This window comes from Spirillospora sp. NPDC127506, from assembly GCF_040302145.1.
In the GTDB taxonomy this organism is placed as follows: domain Bacteria; phylum Actinomycetota; class Actinomycetes; order Streptosporangiales; family Streptosporangiaceae; genus Spirillospora.
Genome location: NZ_JBEORG010000065.1, coordinates 1 through 24,313, shown reverse-complemented (window position 1 = coordinate 24,313; position 24,313 = coordinate 1). Strand labels below are relative to the sequence as shown.

At 71.9% G+C, this 24,313-nt stretch carries 22 protein-coding genes and 1 pseudogene; 13 read left to right on the top strand and 10 right to left on the bottom strand.

The genetic code is table 11. From position 1 onward, the window contains the following. Window positions 1-137: 137 nt before the first annotated feature. From ABTW95_RS33885 to ABTW95_RS33870, 4 genes are all read left to right on the top strand, one after another. Window positions 138-794 carry a GIY-YIG nuclease family protein gene (locus tag ABTW95_RS33885; protein WP_500228442.1) on the top strand — a complete coding sequence of 219 codons (657 nt, stop codon included), beginning with the start codon at window positions 138-140 and terminating at the stop codon, window positions 792-794. A gap of 114 nt (window positions 795-908) precedes the next feature. Further along, window positions 909-1,322: a hypothetical protein gene (locus ABTW95_RS33880; RefSeq protein ID WP_396445161.1), complete on the top strand. Its 414-nt coding sequence runs from the start codon at window positions 909-911 to the stop codon at window positions 1,320-1,322. A gap of 14 nt (window positions 1,323-1,336) precedes the next feature. Continuing rightward, on the top strand, window positions 1,337-2,194 hold the full coding sequence (locus tag ABTW95_RS33875) for an alpha/beta fold hydrolase (RefSeq protein WP_396445160.1): 858 nt from the start codon (window positions 1,337-1,339) through the stop codon (window positions 2,192-2,194). A 170-nt stretch (window positions 2,195-2,364) separates the two neighbouring features. Further along, a complete protein-coding gene (locus ABTW95_RS33870; RefSeq protein WP_500228441.1) occupies window positions 2,365-3,345 on the top strand; it encodes a helix-turn-helix domain-containing protein in 981 nt (326 codons plus the stop codon). 17 nt (window positions 3,346-3,362) lie between these two features. Here the strand turns inward: ABTW95_RS33870 and ABTW95_RS33865 are convergent, their stop codons facing one another. After that, window positions 3,363-3,620, bottom strand: a complete 258-nt coding sequence (locus ABTW95_RS33865; protein ID WP_500228440.1) for a hypothetical protein — start codon at window positions 3,618-3,620, stop codon at window positions 3,363-3,365. 110 nt (window positions 3,621-3,730) lie between these two features. Here ABTW95_RS33865 and ABTW95_RS33860 point away from each other — a divergent pair, with 110 nt between their 5' ends. After that, window positions 3,731-4,324 carry a TetR/AcrR family transcriptional regulator gene (locus tag ABTW95_RS33860; protein ID WP_396445157.1) on the top strand — a complete coding sequence of 198 codons (594 nt, stop codon included), beginning with the start codon at window positions 3,731-3,733 and terminating at the stop codon, window positions 4,322-4,324. A 177-nt stretch (window positions 4,325-4,501) separates the two neighbouring features. On the opposite strand, the gene ABTW95_RS33855 is transcribed toward ABTW95_RS33860, so the two are convergent. From ABTW95_RS33855 to ABTW95_RS33840, 4 genes are read right to left on the bottom strand one after another with little or no spacing between them, the layout of a single operon-like run. After that, entirely contained in the window at window positions 4,502-5,569 is a 1,068-nt protein-coding gene (locus tag ABTW95_RS33855; protein WP_396445156.1) for an ABC transporter ATP-binding protein, read from the bottom strand. Beyond that, window positions 5,566-7,128: an ABC transporter permease gene (locus tag ABTW95_RS33850; RefSeq protein WP_396445155.1), complete on the bottom strand. Its 1,563-nt coding sequence runs from the start codon at window positions 7,126-7,128 to the stop codon at window positions 5,566-5,568. Before ABTW95_RS33850 ends, ABTW95_RS33855 begins: the two co-directional genes overlap by 4 nt. 2 nt (window positions 7,129-7,130) lie before the next feature. Further along, entirely contained in the window at window positions 7,131-8,162 is a 1,032-nt protein-coding gene (locus tag ABTW95_RS33845; RefSeq protein WP_396445154.1) for an iron ABC transporter substrate-binding protein, read from the bottom strand. Next, entirely contained in the window at window positions 8,159-10,747 is a 2,589-nt protein-coding gene (locus ABTW95_RS33840; protein WP_500228439.1) for an AMP-binding protein, read from the bottom strand. Before ABTW95_RS33840 ends, ABTW95_RS33845 begins: the two co-directional genes overlap by 4 nt. Window positions 10,748-10,863: 116 nt before the next feature. Between ABTW95_RS33840 and ABTW95_RS33835 the strand changes: the two genes are divergently transcribed. Next, a complete protein-coding gene (locus ABTW95_RS33835) occupies window positions 10,864-11,067 on the top strand; it encodes a DUF6247 family protein (protein WP_396445165.1) in 204 nt (67 codons plus the stop codon). 256 nt (window positions 11,068-11,323) lie between these two features. Here ABTW95_RS33835 and ABTW95_RS33830 read toward each other — a convergent pair. The 5 genes and pseudogenes from ABTW95_RS33830 to ABTW95_RS33810 form a co-directional block, all read right to left on the bottom strand. Then, window positions 11,324-11,767 (bottom strand): annotated as a pseudogene (locus ABTW95_RS33830) (IS701 family transposase); the annotation flags it as partial. A gap of 132 nt (window positions 11,768-11,899) precedes the next feature. Then, complete coding sequence (locus ABTW95_RS33825) at window positions 11,900-12,487, bottom strand: maleylpyruvate isomerase family mycothiol-dependent enzyme (protein ID WP_396445152.1); 588 nt, start codon at window positions 12,485-12,487, stop codon at window positions 11,900-11,902. Next, window positions 12,484-13,311, bottom strand: coding sequence for a fumarylacetoacetate hydrolase family protein (locus ABTW95_RS33820; RefSeq protein ID WP_396445151.1), 828 nt, complete (start codon window positions 13,309-13,311; stop codon window positions 12,484-12,486). The genes ABTW95_RS33825 and ABTW95_RS33820 overlap by 4 nt, the downstream gene beginning before the upstream one ends. Then, a complete protein-coding gene (locus tag ABTW95_RS33815) occupies window positions 13,308-14,426 on the bottom strand; it encodes a cupin domain-containing protein (RefSeq protein WP_500228438.1) in 1,119 nt (372 codons plus the stop codon). Before ABTW95_RS33815 ends, ABTW95_RS33820 begins: the two co-directional genes overlap by 4 nt. Before the next feature lie 149 nt (window positions 14,427-14,575). Further along, a complete protein-coding gene (locus ABTW95_RS33810; protein ID WP_396445149.1) occupies window positions 14,576-15,388 on the bottom strand; it encodes a PaaX family transcriptional regulator in 813 nt (270 codons plus the stop codon). Window positions 15,389-15,590: 202 nt separating this feature from the next. Here ABTW95_RS33810 and ABTW95_RS33805 point away from each other — a divergent pair, with 202 nt between their 5' ends. From ABTW95_RS33805 to ABTW95_RS33775, 7 genes are all read left to right on the top strand, one after another. Continuing rightward, window positions 15,591-16,874: an MFS transporter gene (locus ABTW95_RS33805; RefSeq protein WP_396445148.1), complete on the top strand. Its 1,284-nt coding sequence runs from the start codon at window positions 15,591-15,593 to the stop codon at window positions 16,872-16,874. A 120-nt stretch (window positions 16,875-16,994) separates the two neighbouring features. Then, window positions 16,995-18,584 carry an FAD-dependent monooxygenase gene (locus tag ABTW95_RS33800; RefSeq protein WP_500228437.1) on the top strand — a complete coding sequence of 530 codons (1,590 nt, stop codon included), beginning with the start codon at window positions 16,995-16,997 and terminating at the stop codon, window positions 18,582-18,584. Beyond that, complete coding sequence (locus ABTW95_RS33795) at window positions 18,581-20,623, top strand: acetate--CoA ligase family protein (RefSeq protein ID WP_396445146.1); 2,043 nt, start codon at window positions 18,581-18,583, stop codon at window positions 20,621-20,623. The genes ABTW95_RS33800 and ABTW95_RS33795 overlap by 4 nt, the downstream gene beginning before the upstream one ends. Beyond that, window positions 20,616-22,295: a (2,3-dihydroxybenzoyl)adenylate synthase gene (locus ABTW95_RS33790; protein ID WP_500228436.1), complete on the top strand. Its 1,680-nt coding sequence runs from the start codon at window positions 20,616-20,618 to the stop codon at window positions 22,293-22,295. The genes ABTW95_RS33795 and ABTW95_RS33790 overlap by 8 nt, the downstream gene beginning before the upstream one ends. Before the next feature lie 179 nt (window positions 22,296-22,474). Then, window positions 22,475-22,837, top strand: coding sequence for a hypothetical protein (locus tag ABTW95_RS33785; RefSeq protein ID WP_500228435.1), 363 nt, complete (start codon window positions 22,475-22,477; stop codon window positions 22,835-22,837). Between the two features lie 363 nt (window positions 22,838-23,200). After that, window positions 23,201-24,085, top strand: a complete 885-nt coding sequence (locus tag ABTW95_RS33780) for a hypothetical protein (protein WP_500228434.1) — start codon at window positions 23,201-23,203, stop codon at window positions 24,083-24,085. Continuing rightward, on the top strand, window positions 24,043-24,240 hold the full coding sequence (locus tag ABTW95_RS33775; protein ID WP_500228433.1) for a hypothetical protein: 198 nt from the start codon (window positions 24,043-24,045) through the stop codon (window positions 24,238-24,240). The genes ABTW95_RS33780 and ABTW95_RS33775 overlap by 43 nt, the downstream gene beginning before the upstream one ends. Window positions 24,241-24,313: the final 73 nt, after the last annotated feature.

The window sequence follows — 24,313 nt, the reverse complement described above, 5'->3', positions numbered from 1 at the left end:
GCCGATCACCCCTGCCCGCGGGCGGCCGACAACTCAACCGTCCTCCCGAAAAGACCGAGAGATCGACCTCGATACACCATCGGTGGATCGAGGCTTAGACTCCCGCCGATCACCGATGGAAGAGAGGCGGCTCGGCCTTGCCTGCTGGCTTTGTCTACGCGTTGGAATTGAGCACGGGGATTATCAAGGTCGGCAGAACCGACGACTGGGAGCGCCGGCTCGGCGAGCACACCCGGGACTGCCTCAAACGGGGTGTCACCATCACCCGTCACGCACATGTCCTGGTCGCGGACGCCGAAGGCGCGGAAGAAGATCTGATCCGCGCGATCGGCCGGCAGCTCTCACGCACGGGCGCGGGGCGCGAGTACTTTCAAGGCGACTTCGCCGTCGCGCGGCGCGCGCTGAGCACGTTCGGGCAGGTTCGAGGGGACGAGGCGACCGTTGTCATCGGAGTGACTTTCAACGAGGTGTCCTCCGCCAGGTACATCAACCGTCTGGACGTAGCGTGGATTGTTGATCGGGTCTCCGATATATCGGAGGACGTCGACGAGTTCGAGGTGTTCTGCGACGGCCCTGACGTCGATACGGTGATGGGCGCGATAGAAGTCGCCAAAGGCTGGGAACTCGCCGAGTCACGATCTTTCGATGAGTGGCTCAGCCGGAAACTGGAAGACGAGAACGCCTTCGAGGAGGAGTTCGACGAAGAACGGGCGGCCGGTGACACCGTTCTCCGCTACCGCCGGGATGGCTCCCCGCGACCCGTCTCTCCCTTCAACGTGAGGTGGGTCCGCTGACCCATATCGCCTGATTTGACCGGATTTTGGGGGTTCTTGGGGCAACGGGTTCCTTGAGCCTGGGTACGGCGCTGCATATCGCCGAAGCGTCCAGTGGGGGAGGAGACGCCGAACATGACTGTGACTGCGCCGACCAAGGCCGTGTCGCCCCGGGAGTGGGCCGACGCCTTCGCCGCGGCCAGCAACGACGATCCCGAGATCCAGGCCCACGGGAAGTACTTCACCTGCACCTACCTGCTAGACGCCACCGACCACACCTACGCGATCAAGGTCGAGTCGGGGCGCGTGACCGATGTCGTGGTGGATCCGGGTCCGCTCGACGTCCCCTACCAGTTCGCGATCCGCGCGAGCGCCGAGACCTGGCGAGGGTTCGGTCAGCCGGTGCCGCCCCCGATGCACCACGGGATCTGGGCGGCCACCTTCCAGCGCGACATGCGGCTGGACGGAGACATCCTGGTCCTCATGCAGAACCTTCGCTGCATCACCCGGCAGATCGAGCTGCTCCGCGTCGTCGGATCGCCCGCCTGAGGAAGGAGATCACAGTGAGCAAGGTATCCCCCGTCACCGGGCACTACGTGACCGTCGAAGCCGACGGCGTCGAATACAAGGTCTTCTACCTCGAGAACGGCACCGGGCGGCCGCTGGTCTGCCAGCACACCGCCGGCTGCCACAACCACCAGTGGCGCGGCCTGCTGGAGGACGAGGAGATCACGGCGAACCACCGCGTCATCGCCTACGACCTGCCCCGCCACGGCAAGTCCGACCCGCCGGAGAACCGCGAATGGTGGAAGGAGGAGTACACCCTCACCGCGGACCACTACGTCAACTTCATCGTCGCGCTGTGCGACGCCCTCGAACTCGAAGACCCCATCTTCATGGGCTCCTCCTTCGGCGGGAACGTCGCGCTGCAACTCGCGCTGCGGCGGCCCGACCGGTTCGCCGGCGTCCTGTCGGTCGAGGGCGCGGACTACTCGCCCGGGTTCTACCTCGACTGGTGGCAGCACCCGCACGCCAACGCCGCGCAGGTCTGCGCGAGCGGAGTGTGGGACCTGATGGCGCCGCAGTCGCCGGAGGCCGACCGCTGGAAGACGTGGTTCTACTACTCCCAGGGCTCCGAGGCCTTCAAGGGCGACCTGTACTTCTACAGCGTCGACCACGACCTGCGGGACCGCCTGCACGAGATCGACGGGAACCGGTGCCCCGTCGTGATGCTCACCGGCGAGTACGACTACCTGACGACTCCGGAGGACAGCGCCCGCACCGCGGACGCGATCCAGAACGCCACCTTCATCAAGATGGACGAGATCGGGCATTTCCCGATGAGCGAGAACTACCCCGTGTTCCGCAACTACCTCCGGGAGGCCCTCAACATCGTCGAAAGGGAGAAGGTGCCCGCCTGACCCCGACGGAGTCCGAGTCGCGGTCAGAGCGACGGCCCGCACGCCCGGCGGAGTGCGGGCCGCCGCTCTGCCGGGCCGTGATGAGCATGGCCCGGTGGCTTGAGTTCGAGTCCTTTCCGGGCGATCCTGGGCGGGTCCCCGCAGCGACGGCGATAACACTGTGGTGGGTCATGGACGTGATCAACACCGCCGAGGTCCCGGCGGGGGAGCGGTTCGCGCTTTGGCATGAGGTGCACTCGAAGCTCTGGGTGCCTTTTGATCTGCGCTGCGAGCCGGCACTGGAGAGAGAGTTCCGGGGGCGGATCGACGTTTGCGCCTTCGGCGACGTGCAGGCGACGCTGATCACCACGATGCCGCACTCGATCCACCGCACGCCTGAACTCATTCGCCGATCAGATCCCGGCATATTCGCGCTGGGCTGCATCGTGCGCGGCGGCGTCATCGCAACGCAGGACGGCCATTGCGCCGATTTACGGGTCGGGGACCTGAAGCTGTGGGACCCTTCACAGCCGTATGTGGGCGAGTTCGCCCCGGACATACCGATGAGCCAGGTGCTGCTCCTGCGGTTCCCGCGCTCCTTGCTGCCACTGCCCTCCCGGGACCTGCGGCGGCTGAGCGCGGTCGGCATCCCCGGCGCCAAAGGCGTCGGTGCGCTGACGTCGCAGTTCATGCTCCAGCTCGCTCGGCACATGCACGAGCTCAGCCCGGCCGGCGCCACCCGGTTGTCCACCCTGACCGTGGATGTGCTGACCGCGGCGCTGGCCGGGGCGCTGGACGCTCAGGCCGTCGTGCCGGCCCACACCGGGCGGCGAGCGCTGATGGCCCAGATCCACGCCTTCATCCGCGCGAACCTGGGCGACCCTGATCTGACTCCGGGCGCGATCGCCGCGGCGCACCATATCTCCCTGCGCTATCTGAACAAGCTGTTCCAGGCCGAAGGGCGCACCGTCGCCGGCTGGATCCGCGAGCGCCGCCTGGAACGATGCCGCCGTGACCTTGCCGAGCCCCGGCTGGACGACCGCACGATCAAAGCGATCGCGGCCCGGTGGGGGTTCACCAACTCCGCGCACTTCAGCCAGGCGTTCCGCAGCGCCTATGGCCTGTCGCCACGCGAGTTCCGTCAGCAGCGCGCGACAGTGCCCGCGGACTGAAAGTACCTGCGCAGTCATCACCTGGACCTGGTTACGCGGCGGCGGAGCGCCGCGTAGGCCCGAAGGATGGCCGGGACGACGACGTACACGACCGCGGGAACGACGATGCCCGTGACTACCAGGGTGCGCGCGGGAAGAGAGAGGGATCCGAGGGCGAATCCCAGCAGCGCCTGCGTGACCATGAGCATGCCGTAGACGGCCAGCCACGTGAACAGGGCTCGCAGATGAATCGAGGGGGCCGCGGGGGCGTCCAGCCGTGGGCGGACCGGGGGCATGACATCTCCTTGTGTTCCGGTACGGGGAATTCCAACTACCGAGTTGGAGTTTGCCACACGCGCCGGCCGAAATCCAACCAGCGAGTTGGATTTTGGCGTATCCTCAGGTCATGGCATGGGACACACAGAGGACCAGGCGGCTGATCCTGGACGCCGCGGTCGCCGAGTTCGCCGCTCAGGGCCCGGAGGCGGCCCGGATGGACCGCATCGCCGCCGAGGCGGGGGTGAACAAGGAGCGGATCTACTCCTACTTCGGCAACAAGCGGCAGCTGTTCGCGATCGTGCTCACCAAGGAGCTGGAACGCCTGGCCGAAGCCGTGCCGTTGGACGAGGAGACCGCGTCCGACCTGGGGGAATATGCCGGGCGAGTGTTCGACTACCACCGTGCGCACCCGCACTTCATCCGGCTGCTGCACTGGGAAGGACTCCACACCCCGGCGGGTGAGCCGGTGGCGGCCCAGGCCGAACGGACCGCCCACTACGCCGACAAGATCGCCGCGTTGGCGGCGGCGCAGCGATCACGACGCCTCAACCCCGGGATACCGCCCCAGGACCTGCTCTACGCGGTCATCGCCCTGGCCGGATGGTGGTTCGCGACCCCCCAGATGCAGCGGATGCTGATGCCCGGCCTCAACGACGATCCAGACGGCCGGCGCGCCGCTCTCGTCCGTCTCGTCCGCATCCTCAGCCGAACCGATCCGTGATCTGCCGCATCTCGGCGAAGCCTGATCTGGGCACCCGAGGCCAGGCCGCCGCGTCCGGGCGGTCGCCGGCCCCACCCCCGCCCGCACCCGGCGACGAGCCGCCGCGCGCGGGCGGGGCGCTGGACGACCGCACCGCCTCCGCCGGCGGTGCCGCCGGTGGACGCGGGGCTTCGCGGATCAGGAGGGTTCGGTGGCCGCGGTCCGGCCGTGCGGGCGGGTGAACGCCCGTGCCGGTCCGCGCACTTGGAGCCCGACGAGCTGCCCGAGCGCCGGCGACTCGTCCCCCAGCACCCGGGCCAGCACGGGCGTGCCGCCTTGCCGCAGGACGAGCCGGACCAGGGCGTCGTGGCCGAAGTAGTCCACGGTGTCGACCACGGCCTCGGCGGCCCCGGGTCGCGGTGCGCCTATCAGGATCTGCTCGGGGCGCAGGGCGACGTCCACCGGTCCGGTCGCGCCGCCGTCCGCCAGCGGCAGGCTGCCGAGCGGGGTCGCGACATGATCCTCCTGGGCCTCGCCCGGGATGACGGTCATGTCTCCGAGCACGCCGGCCGTGGTCCGGTCCGCCGGTGTCGAGTAGACCTGCTTCGGCGGCCCGACCTGGACGAACCGTCCGTCCCGCATGATCGCCACCTGGTCGGCGAAGGAGAGGGCCTCGCCTTGGTCGTGCGTCACCAGCAGCACCGTCGCGCCGGTGGCGGCCAGAGCGTCGGCCACGGCCCGCCGGGTCGAGACGCGCAGCCCGGCGTCGAGGGAGCTGAACGGCTCGTCGAGCAGCACCAGGCCGGGGCGGCGGGCGAGCGCGCGGGCGAGCGCGACGCGCTGCTGCTGCCCGCCGGACAGCTGTTCCGGACGGCGGTCGGCGAGGCCGGCGGGGAGGCCGACCAGGTCGAGCAGCTCCGCGACCCGTGCGGTGTCCCGGCGCTTGCGGCGGGGCAGGCCGAACGTGATGTTTCCGGCCACGGTCAGATGAGGGAACAGGTTGCCTTCCTGCGAGAGGTAGCCGATCCCCCGGCCCTCGGGCGGTATCGCGTACCCGGGGCGCAGGACGACCCGCTCGCCGATGCGGACCTCGCCGGCGTCCACCGTGTGGAAGCCGGCGATCACCCGCAGCAGGGTCGTCTTGCCGCAGCCGGAGGCTCCGAGGATGGCCGTGGCCGATCCGCTCTCGACCACCAGGTCGACTCCGTGCAGGACCTCGGTGTCGCCGTAGGAGGCGCTGACACCGGTGACGGCCAGGCGCGTCATGGCGTCACCGCCCGCTTGCGCAGGACGAGCCAGGTCATGGGCGCGGAGAGGATCACCATCGTGACGGCGTAGGGCGCGGCGGCGCCGTAGTCGAGGGTGCTGCTCGCCTCCCAGAAACCGGTGGCCAGGGTGCTGGTTCCGGTCGGTGCGAGCAGGAGGGTCGCGGTCAGTTCGGTAGTGGTGGCGATGAAGACCAGGGCGAAGCCCGCCAGGATCCCGGGCAGGGCCAGCGGGACGACGACGCGGCGCACGGCCCGCCACGGGCTGTCGCCGAGCGCGCGTGCCGCCTCCAGCAGCGGGGTCGGCGCCTGCGCGAGCGCGGCCCGGATGGAGATCAGCGCACGGGGCAGGAAGAGGACCGTGTAGGCCACCACGAGCAGAGTCGCGCTCTGGTACAGCCCGGTGAGCCACCGGATGGCGAGCGTCACCAGGGCCAGGCCGACGACGACACCTGGCAGTGAGCTGGTCAGGTAGCAGAGCCGCTCGATGGCCGTGGTGACGGGCGTCTGCCGTTGCCGGAGCAGCAGGGCCACGGGGAACGCGGCCACGCACGAGGCGGCCGCGGCGGCCACCGCCAGGGCGATCGTCGAGCCCAGCGCGGTGGCCAGGCCGGCGCCGTCGAGGGCGGCGGTCGGCGCGGCGAGCCAGCGGCCGAGACTGTACGCGGGCACGCCGAGCGCGAGGGCCACCAGCAGGGTGAGGGCCGCCAGGCTGGGCGTGAACCACCAGCCGAGGGGCCGGGGCTCGGGGCGTCGGATGACCCCGGAGCCGATCCGTGCGTGGCCCCGGCGCCCACGCCAGAGGTGTTCGACGGCCAGCACCGCCGCGCACAAGCCGATCAGCACCACGGCCAGCATGCTGCCGGTGCCGGTGTCGAACGCGGCCTCGTACTGGTCGAGGATGGCCGTGGTGAACGTCGGGAAGCGCAGCATGGCGAGCACGCCGAACTCGGCGAGCAGATGGAGCGCCACGAGCAGGCACCCGCCCAGGAGGGCCGGGCGCAACTGCGGCAGGACGATGCGGGCGAACGCGCGCCACGGGCCGAGGCCGAGCGAGCGCGCGGTGTCCTCCCAGGATCGGTCCAGCCCGCGCAGTGCCGCGGACACCGGCAGGAACACGAACGGAAAGTACGAGAGCGTGGTGATCAGCACCGCCCCGGTCAGCCCCGTCATCGATGGGCGCAGCGACACCCAGGCGTAGGCGTTGACGAACGCGGGCACGGCGAGCGGCGCGACCAGCGCGGCGCGCCACCAGCCCGCGCCCGGCAGCCGGGTGCGTTCCACCAGCCAGGCGGCGCCGGTGCCCAGTGCGGCGCACGCGCCCGTGGCCAGGACGACCAGCGCGACCGTGTTGCGCAGCAGCTCACCGATCCGCGGCCGGACGACCTGGGCGATCACCTCGGACCCTCCCTGGCTCAGCGCGGTGACCAGCACCACGACGATCGGGAGCACCGTCACCGCGGTCACCAGCACCGCGGCCCCGAGCAACGAGCCGCCGGCCGGTGCTCCGCGAGCGCGGGTCGCGGCGCGGGCCTTCGGCATGGCCTTGGTTGCGCTCACGGTCAGATGATTCCCGCCTGCGTCATCAGCTTGATCACCTTGGGTCCGTCGAGCGTGTACGGGTCGATCTTGGGGGCCTGGAGCGACTTCAGCGGAGGAAGCGCCGGGTCGGACGGCTGGCCCTTGCCGACGGCGTACTGCATGGACTTGCTGGCGCTGATGGCGGCCTGGCCCTTGGGGCCGGTGACCCAGGCCAGGAACTTCTGCGCGTCCGCCGGATGCTTGCTGGACGCGAGCACGCCCCCGCCGCTGATGCTGACGAACGCGCCCACGTCCTGGTTCTTGAAGTAGTGGAGCCGGGTGTTCTTGCTGCCGTCCTTGGTCAGCGCCTGGTCCCGGTACCAGTAGTAGTGGTACATGATCCCCATCGGCACCTGGCCGGCGTTGACGGCCTTCATGGTGGCGATGTTGTTCTGGTAGACCTTCGCGTTCTTCTTCAGGCCGGCCAGCCACTGGCTCGTCGCCGCCTCTCCCTTGGCCTCAAGGAGACCGGCGACGATCGCCTGGAAGTCCGCACCGGCCGGTGCGGCCCCCCACTTGCCGGCGTACTCGGGCTTGGCGAGGTCCATCATGGACGCCGGCAGATCGGCCTCCGAGACCATGCCCGGGTTGTAGACCAGGACGGTCGAGCGGGCCGCGATCCCGACCCACTTGCCGCTGCCGGGCCTGAACGCCGGGTCGACCTGGTCCAGGGTGGTCTGCTCGACCGGGGCCATCAGGCCGGCGTTCTGCACGACGGTGATCGCCGGCGCGTTCTCGGTGAGGAAGACGTCCGCGGGGGAGCGCTTGCCCTCGGCCACGATCTGGTTGCCCATCGAGGAGTCCGCGCCCTCACGGACCTGGACCTCGATGCCGGTGTCCTTGGTGAAGCCCTCGACCCAGGCGTCCATGAGGTCCCCGTGCTGCGCGCTGTAGATCGTGAGCTTGTCCGGGTCGAGCGCGGCCTCCTTGCCGCCCGAGCCGCATGCGGTGGCCAGGGCCATCACCACCAGGGCCGCTCCGACCACGGGGGCTTGGCGTAGACGTCGGTTCATCGAAGGGCCTCCTGTGGAGTCGAGGGAAGGGGTTCGGGGTCCGCCGCAGCCGGGCTGCCGTCTCGATGGAGCCGCCTGCCGAGCCGGGCGGTCAGCCGGGTGGCCGCCAACCAGGCGAGCAGGCCGATCCCGAGGGCGAGTCCGAAGTTGACCAGCGCCCAGTCGGTCGAGCGGTACACCTCGAAGTGGGTGACGTACACGTACAGGGACGCGCCCGCCAGGACGGCGAGAACGGGTACCAGCGGACGCGGCACCGGCAGTGTGCGCACCCAGACGATCAGCAGCAGTCCCGCGCCGATGGTGGCCTCGCGCACGGCGTTGTCCATGAAACCGGGCAACGTGGCGATGATCAGCACGCTCAGCAGCAGGCGCTGGCGGCGACCGGACGCCACCTGCGCGGCCCAGCCGATCGCGATCAGCCAGAGAACGGCCGGGGCCGTCCCGCGACCGGGCGGTGACGTCAGGTCGACGAAGTCGAGCCGGGCGGTCGCGCCGAGGAGCGCCACCCCGGCGGCCAGCGCGAACGGGGCCCGGGCATGGAGCCGCCGGACGGCCGGGACGCTCAGCAGCGCCGCGAAGGCCAGCAGGTTCCAGACGAGCGCCTCGATGAACCACAGCCGCCAGGTGGACGACCACCGGTCGCTGCCGAAGATCCAGTTGAGCATGACCAGGTTCGCGACGGAGTAGGTCCCCGTCGCGAGCCCCACCGCGGCGACCCAGACGGATGTGGGGACGGTGATGCGCGCGACCGTGGTCCAGACCCGGCGCCACGTCTCGCGGGCGGCCGTGGCGCTCGCCGCGAAGCGGGCGAAGTTGTAGCCCGCCACCCCGAGCAGGATGTGCGCGCCGCCGAGGACGCGGAACACGTGCGTGTGCGAGCCCACGATCGCGACGATCGCGAGCGCGCGCAGCACGATGGTCGTGTCCACCCGGGCGAACCGGCTCCGCCGCCGCGGCGCGTCGGTGGACAGTTCCCGGATCGGGCGCTGCGGCCAGTCCGCGGGCAGCGCGCCCAGCCGCTCCTCCAGGTGTATGGACAGCTCGACGTAGGACAGCGAGTCGCCGCCGAGGTCGACGAACGTCGAATCCGCGGTGGCGTCCGGCCGCGCGAGCAACTCGGCGTACAGCGCCACGAGCGCCGCGGTCGACGACCCGGCGGGCCGGTCGGCGGCCGCCGCGCCGATCAGGTCGAACGCCGGCCCGATGGCGGCGCGGTCGGGCTTGCCGCTGGCGTGCCGCGGCAGGGCCGGGACCGCGGCCACGGACAGGCGGTGGTGGGGCAGGCCCGTCGCCTTGACCAGCATCTGCCTGGTCCGCTCGGCCAGAGCGTCGTCGTCGCCTTGATCGGCGACCACGAGCGCGAGCAACCGCTCGTCCGTCCCGCCGACCAGCGCGGCGAGCCCCTCGGCGGCGAGAAGCTGCTCCACCCGCTCGACGTCGACCCGCACGCCGTTGATCTTGAGGAACGACGAGCGGCGCCCGACGATCTCCACCGTGCCGTCGGGCCGCAACCGGGCCAGGTCGCCGGTCGCCAGCTCCGTGATGTCACGGCCGCGGCTGAGATCGTCCGGCGCCTCGGCATAACCCAGCATGACGTTGGGCCCGGCGTAGTGCAGCTCGCCGACCCGGCCCACCGGGAGCTCGCTTCGGCCGTCGCGCACGGTGAACCGGCCGGCTCCGATGGCGGACCCCACCGACGCCGGCTCCTGCAGGGCCCGTCCGGGCGCCGAGACGGCCATCCGAGCGGTGGCCTCGGTCTGCCCGTACATCAATCGCAGGTCCCACCCCTCACGGCGGCCGCGCGCCGCCCAGGCCCGGGCTTTGGCGGGGTCGAACCGCCCGCCGGCCTGGGTGACCAGGCGCAACGAGGGCACCGAGGCCGTGGGCGCCCCAGAGGACTCGAGCAGGTCGAAGGTATGCGGCACGCCGGACAGGGAGGTCACGCCGAATGCCCGCATCGCCTCCCACAGCTCCGGGTCGACGACCGAACCGTCGGTGAGCAGGATCGACGCGCCGACCTGCAGATGGGAGTGCAGCACCGACAGGCCGTAGCAGTAGTGCAGCGGCAGGGTGGTCACGGCCCGGTCGGCCGGGCCGAGGCCGAGCGCCTCCGCAATGTCGGCGGCGTTCGCCTGCACCCCCTCCCGGGAGAGCCGGACCAGCTTCGGCGAACCAGTGCTCCCCGAGGTGGACAGCAGCAGGGCCAGATCGGGGTGCAGGTCGTGTCGGCCGTCCGGGACCGCTGACGTGACGACCCAGGTGCCGTCCCTGCGGCTCGCCAGGTCGTCAGGGGACCAGGCGTCGATCAGGTGCTGGGCCCGGCCCTGTGCTGCGAGGAGCACCACGTGCCCGGCGTTGAGCGCGGCGAGGTAGCTGACGATGCTCGGGACGGTGGCCTCGAGCTCCACCAGCACCAAGCGCCGTTCGCCGCCGCCCGGCCAGGCGGCCGCCTCCGCGTCCACCAGGCGTGCGAGCTCGGCGTACGACACCTGCTCGCCACCGGCGAGCAGAGCCGGCGCATCGCCCCGCTGCGACAGCGTTTCCGAACGCCAGAACGGCGCCCAACCCGTCTGAGGTCGGATCACGTCTTCCACAGTTAGGCAAGGCTAACCTACATTGATTGCCAGCGGAAGTTGGCAAAAACGTGACGCCCTGGGATCTACCTCACACGACCAAACGCTGTACAAAGACGATCTTGAACATGCGAGCCGAGTACGACGAGGCGCTCGACGCGGCTCACGACCTGGCGCGCTTCAAGCAGGTCCAAACCCTGCTGCGGCAGTGGCGCTTGCGGGCCATCGCCTACGGCCGTCCCGGCTACGAAGAGGCGGTGCAGGACGCCCTGCAGGGCAGGGAGGACAGCTTCGTCCGCTACACCCCTCCGGGCTGGGAAGGCCGGGTGTGACGTACCGCTGGGACGGCTTCCACGGACGCGCGCTGTACGAGCTGAACGGGCTCCCCAACGAAGTCCGTCACGGCCTACTACTTGAGCGCCTCCTCGACCTCTTGGAAACGCCGTGGGACGCGGTGCCTGAACGGCCAGGCCAGACAGCCATCAGACACGCTTCTTCGGCCCGAACGGCGAGGGCATGCTCACGCTGCTGGGTCGACGACGAGGCTGAGACGCTGCGCATCATCGACACCCTGTGGATGGGGTAGCGGCGGCCCGGGACGGCGAACCAGGACTCGGGCAGATACAGCTCCCGGTCGATCAGAACCCGCTTCCGGTCGGTGTTGGCATACGAGCAGAACACCCCGATCTGGCAGTTGGTGATCTTGCCGGCGGTGCCGGTGTACTGGCGCTGCACACCCGCCGAGCGGCGGCCCTTCTTCTCAAACCCGGTGTCGTCGACCACCAGCACCCCGTCGGCGTCGCCGAGCCGCTCGGCCACCTGCCACCGCAGCGCGTCCCGCACCTGGTCGGCGTCCCATCGGGCGTGGTTGAGCAGCCGCTGCATCCCGTCCGGCCGCGCGTCCCCGGCGAACTCCGCCAGCGACCAGCCGTTCTTGCGCTCCAGGGCGCTCAACAGCCCCAGCAGATACGACCGGGCCCGCAACAGTGGGCGGCACGGCCACCGCCGATCGTCTGGTTCCAACACACCCACACGATCACAGCGGTGGCCGTCTCACGTCCCGGCCTCGATCAGACCGAGATCTCCAAGTGCGGCTGGAGTACTATGCACGGTCACCCAGCCGGCGGCAACGGCGGCAACGGCCCGCACAACGGCGCTCCAGCGTCAGAGCCAGGGGGACAGGGCGGGGGCGTGCGGGGTGCGGCCGGTGAGCCATTCGGCCAGGGGGGCGGCGTTGCCCTTGGCCGCCTGCTTGGCCGCGGCGTCCGCGACCAGCGCGGCGTTGAGGTCGTCGGGCAGGTCGGCGAAGGTGACGCCGGCGTCCAGGTCGACGGTGTGGACCCAGACCTCCCTCGCCCGCATCCAGGGGATCTCCGTCGCCGGGACGGTGCGGCCCTGAGCGGTGACCACCTGGTTCTGCCAGGCGCCGGCCGGCAGCGCGTCCATGTCCGCGGCGAGCCGGCCGGCCGACTGGCGGACGAGGGCGCGCAGGTCGCCGGCGGGGAGCGCCGACAGCTCCTCGATCTCCGCGGCGCGCTGGTCCGGTCCCGCGTACATCCGGTTCTCCTCACCGGTCGCGGCCCAGCTCAGCAGGCGGCGCAGCGCCTCGGCGTTGCCGTGGACGTGGGCGACGACGTGCCGGCGCGTCCAGCCGGGCAGGCGGGTGGACGCCGACAGGTCGTCGTCGGTCAGGCCGTCCAGCGTGGCAAGGAAGAGCGCGGTGCCGCGGTCCGTCCAGCCGCGCGGGCTCATGCCGTCCTCGCGGTGTTCTCCAGGCGGCCGATGCCTTCCACCTCGGTGACGACGGTGTCGCCGCCGGCGAGGTAGCGCGGCGGCTTGCGGGCGTGCCCGACGCCTCCCGGGGTGCCGGTGGCCAGGACGTCCCCGGGCCGCAGGGTGACGATCGTGGAGGCGTACCGGACGAGGTCGACGGGGTCGAAGACCAGGTCGGACGTGTCGGCGCTCTGCGTCTCCTCGCCGTTGACCCGGCAGGTGATGGAGAGGGCGGGACGGACGCCGCCGGGCAGCTCGTCGGGGGTGACCAGGACGGGCCCGAGCGGCGTGGTGCCCTCGAAGGTCTTGCCCTGCAGCCACTCCCGGGTCCGGAACTGCCAGTCGCGCATGGTGACGTCGTTCATCACGGTGAACCCGGCGATGGCGTCCGCGGCCTCGCGCTCAGTGGCGCGCCGGACCGTCCGGCCGATGACCAGCGCCAGTTCGGCCTCCCAGTCCACGGCCGAGGACTCGGGAGCGAGCTGGATGTCGTCCGCGGGGCCGATGAGCGCCTCGGCGAACTTGGCGAACAGGGTGGGGTGCTCCGGCAGGTCGCGGCCCATCTCCAGGATGTGCTTGCGGTAGTTGAGCCCCACGCAGAGGATCTTGCGGGGCTGCGGCACGACGGGCGCGAGCGCGGTGTCCGGGCCCAGGGCGTCGCCGGACGCGGCCGCCGCCGCGTCCGCCCAGCCCTCGCGTTCGAGCAGCGCGCCCGCGTCGGGGGCGTCGAGCGGGACGTAGCCGCCGTCGTCGAGGCGGGCGGCGCGGGTTCCCTCGGCGGTGCGGATTGTCGCGATCTTCACTGGGCGGTCTCCGAGGTCGTGGCGCGGTGCTGGTGCAGCCGCTCGAAGATGGGGGTGTCGCTGAAGCGGAACAGGTCGATTCCGGTCTCGGTCGCCAGCGACAGCGCCTGCCAGGAGGGGACGACGAACAGGTCGCCGCGCTCGGCGGTCCAGGTGCGTTCGCCCACGGTCACCTCGCCCGAGCCCTCGAAGACCTGGAAGACCGAGGAGCCGACCTCGCGGGCCGGGGCGGTGCTCGTGCCGGGTGCGAGCCGGTGGAACTCCGTCCGGAGGGTCTGCATCACATCGCCGCCGGTCGTCGGGTTGGTGTAACGGACGGCGGCGTGGCCGGGCTCGACCGTGGCCCGGTGCCCTTCGGACTCCAGGGCCAGCTGCTCCGACAGGGCCCGGTCGGTGTGCTCCCACCGGTAGGCGAGCAGCGGCGTGGCCGGTGCCGGGGTCAGGTGGGTGAGGGGGCGCAGGCCGGGGTGCCCCCAGAGCCGCTCGGACCGGGAGCGCTCGGGCGCCTCCCGCGTCTCCACCTCGTCCGGCCCGAACTCGAAGAAGGTGGAGTCGGCGAAGTACTGGAAGGGGATGTCGAGCCCGTCGATCCAGGCCATCGGCTCGTCGGTGACGTTGTGGTGGCCGTGCCAGTGCCATCCGGCCTGCGGCAGGAAGTCGCCGCGCCGCATGGCGACGGGGTCGCCGTCCACGACGGTCCACACGCCCTCGCCCTCGACGACGAACCGGAAGGCGTTCTGCGTGTGCCGGTGCACCGGCGCGTCCTCGCCGGGATTGAGGTACTGGATCGCGGCCCACAGCGTGGGGGTCGCGAAGGGGCGGCCGCCGAGCCCGGGGTTGGCGAGCGCGATCGCGCGCCGCTCCCCGCCCCGGCCGACCGGGACGAGGTCGCCGGCGCGTTCGGCCATGGGCAGCAGCCGGTTCCAGCGCCACAGGTGCGGCAGTGCCCTCGACCGGGGGTACGGCGGCATCAGGTCGCCGATCTCGGTCCACAGGGGGATCAGCGATTCGGATTCGAAGTCGCGGTACAGCGCCTCCAGCTCCGGCGTCCGCGCCGGCTGGCCGTCGCCGTCGGTCGCGACGATGCGCACCGGGCTCGGATGGGTGGGCGTCATGGCTTCGGGCCCCCTCTGCGGTCGTGCTCGTGAGGTCGCGCCTTCGGGCGGTCCGCGGGCTCGGGCCCGGTCACCGGCACGAAGGGACGCGATGTGTGTCAACTGTACGCCGTCCGTCCATATTTTTACACATATGGTGCCGAGGGATGCTAGGCCGCCGGGTCGGACAGGCCCGCGACCTCGTCATAGAAGCGCTCGGCGGGCGGGCCGAGCAGGGAGTGGGCTTCGAGGAACATCTCGTGGGCCTCGCGGCCGACCCAGCCCGCCGGGAGCAGCTCGACCGGCAGGTCGGGGTCGCGGAAGGGGAACTTCCGGTAGTCGTAGGTCAGCCGCATGCGTTCGATCAGCGCTTCCCGGGGGCTGAGGTGCCCTGCGCGGTAGGAGGGGAGCCGGCCGCGGTAGGTGCGGAGCAGCTCGCGGTAGTCGTCGTTGAGGGTGTCCAGGTCCCAGCAGCGTGCGGCCATGTCGCGGTCGATGGGCAGGCCGCGGGATTGGCAGCGCAGGGTGTCGAGTCGTACGGCGGGTTGGTCGGCGAAGTTCTCCAGGACTTGCTGGACGCGGTCGTGGGGGCAGATGTAGGTGGAGGGGGCCAGGGGTCCGAAGCCGAGCCAGGCCAGTTCTTTGCGGATGCGGTCGCGGACGGCGCGGTCGGTTTCGGGGACGGAGTAGATGACCATGTGCCAGGTGCGGTCCCAGTCGTCTCTGACCCGGTCGAAGATCCGTGAGCGGCCTTCGTCGAGGAGGCGCAGGCTGCGGGGGTTGAGCGAGTAGACGCTTTCGCGGCCTTGGCGGTGGGCGTCGAACCAGCCCTCCTTGCGCAGCCGGGACAGCACCACCCGCACGGTGCTCTCCCCGATGCCGAAGCAGCCCATCAGGGTGCTGAGCGTGCGCATCCGCGCGGACCCTCCGCGGTACCGGACGTAGTCGCCGAAGAGATCGAACACCACGGACCTGGGCTTCACCGGCGGGCTCCTCCTGTCGACGCGTGCTCACCGACTATCTCATGCTCGGCGGCCGTCGCCGGAGTGACCGACGACGTGGCGCAGCCACGGCGGGCTTTCCCCTAATTAGTTTCATTCTATTGACGTACGTCCTGAGATTGACACATACTCCTGGCCATCCTTCCCGGATCGAAAGAGGCCGGATCGAAAGAGGGAGGCGGCCATGAGCCCACCACCTGCGCGCATCGCCCGGCGCACCGAGCTGACCGTCATGGCTCTGTGCTTCGCGGTGATCGTCTTTGACGGCTACGACCTGATCGTTTACGGAGCGACCCTCCCCGGCCTCCTGGAGTACGAGGACTGGGGCCTGACCAAGACGGAGGCCGGCGCGATCGGCAGCTACGCGCTGATCGGGATGCTCGCCGGAGCGCTCGTCGCGGGCGCCGTCACCGACCTCATCGGCCGCCGCCGGGTCCTGATGATCGGCGTCACCTGGTTCTCCATCGCGATGATCGGCTGCGCGCTCGCACCGAGCCCCACCTGGTTCGGCGCGTGCCGGCTGCTCGCCGGCCTCGGCCTCGGCGGGGTCATGCCGACCGCCGTCGCCCTCACCGCCGAGTACTCGCGGGCCGACCGGCGCAGCCTCAACAACGCGATCATGTTCTCCGGGTACTCGGTGGGCGGCGTCCTGGCCGCCGTCCTGACCATGAACCTCATGCCCGACCACGGCTTCCGCGTCATGTACTGGACGGGCGCGTTCCCCCTGCTGCTCGTCCCGGTGCTGTGGCGGCTGCTGCCGGAGTCGGCGAGCTTCCTGGCCGCGCGCGGCCGCCACGCGGCCGAGGCCCGCGCCGCCGCCCGGCCCGCCGCGTCCGGACCGTCCCGCGGGCACCTCGCCGAGCTGTTCGAACGCCGGCACCTGCTGCCCGCCCTGCTGTTCGCGCTGACCAGCTTCCTCGGCCTGCTGCTGGTGTACGGCCTCAACACCTGGCTGCCGCAGATCATGAAGTCGGCGGGCTACCCGCTGTCCGGCTCGCTGCTGTTCCTCGTCGTGATGAACGCCGGCGCGGTGTTCGGCACGATCCTCGTCGCGCCGCTCGGAGACCGGCTCGGCATGAAGCCCGTGACCGGGGCCGCGTTCCTCACCGCGGCCGTCTCCATCACGCTGCTCAGCCAGACCACGGCCGAGCCGGTCATGTACGCGCTCGTGGCGGTCGCCGGCTTCGGCACCGTCGGCACCCAGATCATGGTCAACGCCTACGTGGCGATGCACTTCCCCGCCCAGGTCAGGGCGACCGCTCTGGGGTGGACGCTCGGGATCGGCCGCCTCGGCGCCATCCTCGGCCCGACGTTCGGCGGGTACCTGCTGGCCGCGGAGGTCGACGTGTCCTGGAACTTCTACGCCTTCGCGATCCCGGCCGCGGCCGGCGCCGCCCTGGTGCTGTTCCTGCCCGCGAAGGAGAAGGCGGCGATCCCCGCCGAGGCGGGAGTCACGATGCCCGCCTGACGCGCGGACGGTCGCCGCCCCGGCGACCGTCCGGACCGGCGACGACCAGCAAGGACCGGCGGCGCGGCGGATTCGCCGGGTACGACCGTACGGGGATCTTCGACAGGAGGCAGGTATCCCATGGTGTCCAGGATCGCGTGCGTGGGAGGCGGCCCCGGAGGGCTGTTCTTCGCGACGCTGATCAAGCAGGCCGACCCCTCGGTGGAGGTCACGGTCTTCGAGCGCAACCGGCCGGACGACGTGTTCGGGTTCGGCGTGGTGTTCTCGGACGCGACCCTCGCCGGCATCCACCGGGCCGACCCGGTGCTGCGCGAGGCGCTGGCCGACCAGGGACGGCACTGGGATTCCATCGAGGTCCGGCTGAAGGGCGAGCGGATCAGCTGCGGCGGCAACGGCATGGCCGCGATCCACCGCAGGACGCTGCTCGCTCTGATGCGGGCCCGCGCCACCGAGGTCGGCGTCGACCTGCGCTACGGCGCCGAGGTCTCCGGCCCCGAGGAGCTGGCGGGCTACGACCTGATCGTCGCCGCGGACGGGACCAACTCGCGGTTCCGCGAGCGCCTCGCCGCCGAGCTGCGGCCGGAGGTCGACGTCGCGACCGCCAAGTTCATCTGGTTCGGCACCGATTACATGTTCGACGGGCTGACGTTCGTCCACCAGCGCGGCCCGCACGGCGTGTTCGCCGTCCACGGGTACCCGATCAGCAAGGACGTCAGCACCTTCATCGTGGAGACCGACGAGGAGACCTGGCGCGCCGCCGGGCTGGACGAGTTCGACGCCGCGAGCCCGCCGGGGCCGAGCGACGAGAAGACCAGGCGCTACCTGGAGGAGCTGTTCGCCGAGCAGATCGACGGGCGCCGGCTCCTGGTGAACAACTCGCGCTGGGCCAACTTCCGCACCCGGCGGGCGCACCGCTGGCACGCGGGCAAGGTCGTCCTGCTCGGCGACGCCGTGCACACCGCCCACTTCTCCGTCGGGTCCGGGACGAAGATGGCGATGGAGGACGCCGTCGCGCTCGCCGCCGGCCTCGCCGGCCATCCCGGCGACCTCGACGCGGCGCTGGCCGCCTACGAGGCGGCCCGCAAGCCGCCGGTGGAGAAGATCCAGGGCTCGGCCCGGCCGAGCCTGGCCTGGTGGGAGCACTTCGGCCGGTACCACGACGCCTTCGACCCGCTCCAGTTCGCCTTCCACTTCCTGTCCCGCAGCATCGGCAAGTCCAAGCTGGCCCGCCGCGACCCGGGCTTCGTCGCCGACGTCGAGGCCGACTGGCGCAGGCGGCACGGCGCGGCACCGCTGGACTCGCCGATCAGGGTCGGCTCCCACGTCTCCACCGGGCGTCTCGCGACCGTCGAACCGTCCCCGGACGGCGCCGTCGCGGCCCTGCCCGGCGGGGCACGCGTGCCGTTGCGGGACGTGACGGCAGCCGGCGCGGGCCAGGGCCTCTGGCTCGCCGCACCGGAGGCCGAGTCCGATCTGCCCGGCGTGTTCGGACGCCTCGCCGCCGCCGTGGACACCGGACCGCGTCCGCTGGTGGCCGTGCACGGCGGGACCCCGCTCACCCGGGTCCTGCTCGCCGAGCAGGCCCGGCTGGGACACGGCGTCCCGGCCCTGATCGTGGAGGAATCCCTGAACGACGACCGTGCCGAGACGCTGCTGCTGTCCGGCCGGGCCGACCTGGTCGGCTCGCAGACCGCCGGGCGGCCCGCGTGAACGGTGACCTGACCCCCCTGTTCGCTCCCTCCGGCGTCGTCGTGATCGGCGCCTCCCGCCAGGGGAACAAGCTCGGCGCGGCCATGGCCCGCTCGCTCGCGGGATTCCCCGGCGCCCGGGCGCTCGTCAACACCCGCGACCCCGACCCGGCGGCGGGCGTCTTCGCGTCCGTGGCGCAGGCCCGCGCGCACACCGGCGCCGACCTCGACCTCGCCGTGCTCTGCATCCCCGCCGCGGCCTGCGCCGACGCGCTCGTCGAGGCCGCCGCGGCCGGCTGCCGCGCCGCGCTGGTCTGCGCGGGCGGCTTCGGAGAGATCGGCGCGGCCGGCCGGGAGCCCGAGCGCGCCCTCCGCCGCGCCGCCGAGGAGACCGGCGTCCGGCTGCTCGGCCCCAACACCTCCGGCTTCATCGCCCCCGGCCGGGGCCTCACCGCCAGCTTCGTGCCCGGCGCGGCCCGGGTGCCCTCCGGCGGCATCGCCGTCGTCGCGGCCAGCGGCGGCGTCAACCACGCGCTGGCCTTCGAGCTCGCCACCGCCGGCAACGGCGTCAGCCTCGGCGTCGGCATCGGCGCGGGACTGGACGTCACCGCCGCCGACGTCCTCGACCACCTCGCCGAGGACCCGGAGACCACGGCGGTCGCCCTGCAGCTGGAGACCGTCCCGGACGGACCGCGCCTGGTGGCCGCCCTGCGCCGGCTGACGGCGGTGAAACCGGTCGCCGCCCTGGTGGTCGGCCGGACCGACGTCGGCGACTTCGCCCGCTCCCACACCGGCGCGCTCGCCACGTCCTGGCACACCGCCCGCGCCGCCGTCCGCGACGCCGGGGCCGTGGTGGTCGACGACGAGCGGGAGCTCGTCGACGCGCTCACCGCCCTGTCGAAGGTGCGGCTGCGCCCGGCCGCCGACCCCGGCCTCGGCATCGTCACCGCCCAGGCCGGCCCCGGACTGCTCCTGACCGACCGGACCCGCGCCGACGGCGTCCGCGTCCCCGAATTCTCCGCCGCCACGCAGGCCCGCCTCGGCGAACTGCTCCCTCCCCTGACGTTCCAGCGCAACCCCGTGGACACCGGACGTCCCGGCGAGACCTTCCCCGCCCTGCTGGAGGCGGTCACCGCGGACGAGCGGATCGACCTGCTCGCGGTCTACGCCCTGACGGAACCGGGCAGCGTCGACCTGGCCGCGGCGGCGGAGTCGGCCGGCCTGCCGTCCGCAGCCCCCGCGGTCGTCGCCGTCGGCGGCCCGGACGAGGAGGTCCGCGAGCAGCGGGCCCGGCTCCACAAGCTCGGCGTGCCCGTGCTCACCACCCCGGCAGCCGCGGCCGGCGCCGTCCGGGCACTGGTGACCGACGCCCGGCAGCGCGCGGAACGCGGCACCGGCGGGGAGGCCGCGCCCGGGATCGCCCTCCCCGCGGGCCCCCTCGACGAGCACGCCGCCAAGACGTTCCTCTCGGAACTCGGCATCCGCACCCCCCGGCGCCGCCCCTGCGCCACGCGGGAGGAGGCGCACCGGGCGCTCGCCGACCTCGGCGCGCCGGTGGCGGTCAAGGTGCTGGACGCGCGGATCCTGCACAAGACCGAGGCGGGCGGGGTGCGGCTCGACGTCCGCACCCCGGCCGACCTCGACGCCGCCCTGGACGCCATCGGCGCCGACCGCGTCCTCGTCGAGGCCATGGCGCCCGCCGGCGTCGACCTCGTCGTGGGCGTCCGCCGCGACCCCGTGTTCGGCCCCGTCGTCCTCGCCGGCCTCGGCGGCACCGCGGCCGAGGCCCTCGCGGACGTGGCGATCAGGCTCGCCCCCGTGGCCCCGGCGACCGCCGCGGCCATGCCGGACGACCTGGCGGCGGGCGGGCTGCTGCGCGGATGGCGCGGCGGACCCGTCCTTGACCAGCGGGAGTTCGGCGTGCTGGTCTCGAAGCTGTCCGCCGCGCTGGCCGCGAGCCCCGACGTCGCCGAGATCGAGATCAACCCACTGCGGCTCACCACCGACGGACTCATCGCCCTGGACGCCGTCGTCGTCCGCCAGGAGGAAGACCATGCCTGAAACGACACGTCCCAGCCGGACATCCGACCATGTCGTCCCCTGGCCGGAGGAGGCGGCCCGGCGCTACGTCCAGCAGGGCTACTGGCGGGGCCGCACCATCGGCGACGAGGTGCTCGCGGTCGCCGACGCCCGCCCCGACGCGGTCGCCCTCGTCGAGGAGGGGCGCAGGCTGACGTACCGGGACCTGGCCGACCGCGCCGACGCCGCCGCACTGCGCCTGGCCGACCTGGGGCTGCGCCCGGACGACCGGATCATCCTGCAACTGCCCAACACCGTCGAGTTCGCCGTCCTGACCCTCGCGTGCCTGCGCCTCGGCGTGATCCCCGTGATGGCGCTGCCCGGCCACCGCAGGCACGAGATCGCCTACCTCGCCGAGCACGCCGAGGCCGTGGCGATCGCCGTCCCGGACGACCTCAAGGGCTTCGACCACCAGGCGATGGCCGCCGCGATCCGGCAGGACGGCCCGTGGCTCCGGCACCTGCTGGTGCTGGGCAAGCCGACGGCCCCGGGCGCGGTGGACCTGCACGCGCTGTGCGCCGCACCGGACGGACCCGCCCCCCGCGCGGCCGTGGACTCCTACCGTCCGGACAGCCGCTCGGTCGCGCTCTTCCTGCTGTCGGGCGGCACCACCGGGCTCCCCAAGCTCATCGCCCGCACCCACGACGACTACGTCTACAACGCCAGGCGCAGCGCGGAGGTCTCCGGCTTCGGACCGTCCACCGTCTACTACGCGTCGCTCCCGCTCGCCCACAACTTCCCGCTGGCGTGCCCCGGACTCCTCGGCACCCTGCTCTGCGGCGGCCGCACCGTGATGGGCTTGCACCGTCCCGAGGACGCCTACGCCGCCATCGAACGCGAGCGCGTCACCGCCACGTCCGTCGTCCCCGCCATCGCCCAGCGCTGGATCGACCACCGCCAGGCCGACCCGGACCGCGACCTCAGCTCGCTGGAGGTGCTGCAGGTCGGAGGCGCACGCCTCGCCGACGAGGTGGCCCGCCGCGTCCGTCCCACGCTGGGCTGCACCCTCCAGCAGGTCTTCGGCATGGCGGAGGGCCTGCTCAACTACACCCGCCTGGACGACCCCGAAGACGTCATCTGCACGACCCAGGGCCGTCCGATATGCGCCGACGACGAGATCCTGGTCGTGGACGATGCGGGCCGGCCGGTGCCCACCGGCTCCCCGGGCCTCCTCCTGACCCGCGGCCCCTACACCCCGCGGGGCTACTACCGGGCCGCGGAGCACAACGCGCGCGCGTTCACCGAGGACGGCTGGTACCGCACCGGCGACATCGTCCGGCTCCGCCCCGACGGCAACCTCGTCGTCGAGGGCCGCGACAAGGACATGATCAACCGGGCCGGGGAGAACATCTCGGCGGAGGAGATCGAGAACTTCGCCTACCAGGTCCCCGGCGTCACCCTGGCCGCCGCCGTGGCGATGCCCGACCCCGACCTGGGCGAACGCGTCTGCCTCTACGCCGTGACCGACCGCGACGTCACCCTCCGGGACGTCCACGACGTCATGGAGCGAGCAGGCGCGGCCCGCTTCAAATTCCCCGAGCGCCTGGAAGTGGTGGATACCCTCCCCACCACCAAGGTAGGCAAGATCGACAAGAAGTCCCTGAGAGCCGACATCACCCGCCGCCTGGACGAGGAGCTCCAGAAGACGCCCTGAGGGCGGGCCACCCCCTCATGCGGCGTCCGCGTCCTGCGGTATGCCGCGTGTCCGGCCACGGCGCTCCCATCCTTCTCGCGGAACCAGACGCCCGTTGTCGGCGTCAGGGCGGTGTCCGGTTGCGGCGGATGTGGCGGATGACCTGTTGTGGCCGGGGCGGCGGGTCGATGATGTCGGCCATGACGGGGCGCATACTGACCTGGACGGGCGGGCTGATCGCGGCCGCATCGGCGATCGGGCTGATCGTGTACTTCGCGGTGCGGGGGTTCCACTGGGTCGACGTGGTCGGGGTGATCGGCGCGGTGGTCGGGATCGCCGGGCTGGTGTTGGCGGTGTACGGGATGATCCTGGCCCGCCGCGCCCCCCACGAGCGGCCCGACGCGATGCCGGGCCAGCGGTCGGTCGACATCGGCGGCAACGCCACCAGCGACGGCATCGTGTCCACCGGCGATCACGCGACCAATACCCAGATCACCGGCACCGCGTCCGGGCAGGGGCGCTTGAACCAGGCCGGCCGGGACGTGAACATCAACGACCGATGAGCATTCCGCCACCAGGCCCGTCCGGCCGCACCGAGGGCGCCGGCAGCACTGATTCCGCCGAGCGTGCCGACGGTACGCGGGTGCACCTGGAAGGTGCCGCGTCCGGGCACGGCCGGCTCAACCAGGCCGGCCGGGACGTGAACATCAACCAGTCGACTGTGCTGCCGATCGAGGCGGTGCGGCCGGTCGCCGAGGTGGCGGCGCCTCCGGGGTTGGTGAACATTCCAGGGCGGCATCAGGTGTTCGTCGGCCGCGGCAGCGAGCTGGGGGAGTTGGATGCGGCGTTGCGGTCGCCGGGTGGGGTGGTGGTGACCGCGGTGCACGGTTTGGGTGGGGTGGGCAAGTCCACCCTGGCCGCCCGCTATGCCGCTGCGCGCGCCGCCCGCGTTGACGCGCACTCCGCCACCGGGTTGCCGGAGGGGGGGTGGCGGGGCGCTGTTCGATCCGGTGTGGTGGATCACCGCCGACACCGCCGCCGCTGTGCAGGCCGGGCTGGCCGGTCTGGCGGCCGCGTTGCAGCCGGAACTGAAAACGGTGCTGGAGTTGGAGGCGCTGGCCGAGCGTGGCTTGGCCTGGCTGGGCTGCCATGACGGCTGGCTGGTGGTGCTGGACAACGTCATCGACCCCGCACACATCGCGCCGCTGATGGACCGCACGATGCGCGGCCGGGTCCTGGTAACCAGCCGTCTCGGGCAAGGCTGGCACCGTTTCGGGGCCCGGACGCTGCGGCTGGACGTCCTCACCCAGGACCAAGCCGTCGACCTGCTCACCCAGATCGCCGGCCCCCACGGCGTGGACGCCAAGTCCGAAGTCGAGGCCGACGGCACCGTCGCGGACGGCGCGGCCGAGTTGGTGGCCGAGTTGGGGTTCCTGCCGCTGGCGGTCGAGCAGGCCGCCGCCTACCTGCACCAAAACCAGCTTTCCCCGCGCCAGTACCTGGACCTGCTGGCGGCCTCACCCGCGGTGATGTACGACCAGGCCGCGGAGGGCAGTGCAGCCGTCGGCGACACCGACAGCGACGCCAGGAGCGATGCGCGGACGATTGCGCGGATCTGGCGGATCACTCTGGACCGGATCACCGCAGCCACCCCGCTGGCGGGTGAGCTGCTGCGGATCCTGGCCTGGTACGCCCCCCAAGCCATCCCCCGCACCCTGCTCGACGGCCTCGGCGAGATGGAGGGATGGGAGGAAACAGCGGCGCCGCCGTGCTGCAGGCCGCGCTGGGCAAGCTGGCCGCCTACAACATGATCACCCTCACCCCCGACGCGATCACCGTGCACCGCCTGGTCCAGGCACTTGCCCGCACTCCTGATACCCACGGCCAACCCGATGACCGTGACCCGCACCGCCGGCCCGAGGCCATCACCGCCGCCCTGCACACCGGAGCCTGTCAAACTCGTTGAGACAGCTCAGGCTGCGGGTTGTGCCTGGTTGTTCTCCTTTTTCTCGTCCTTGGGTGGTTCGTTGATCCAGGCC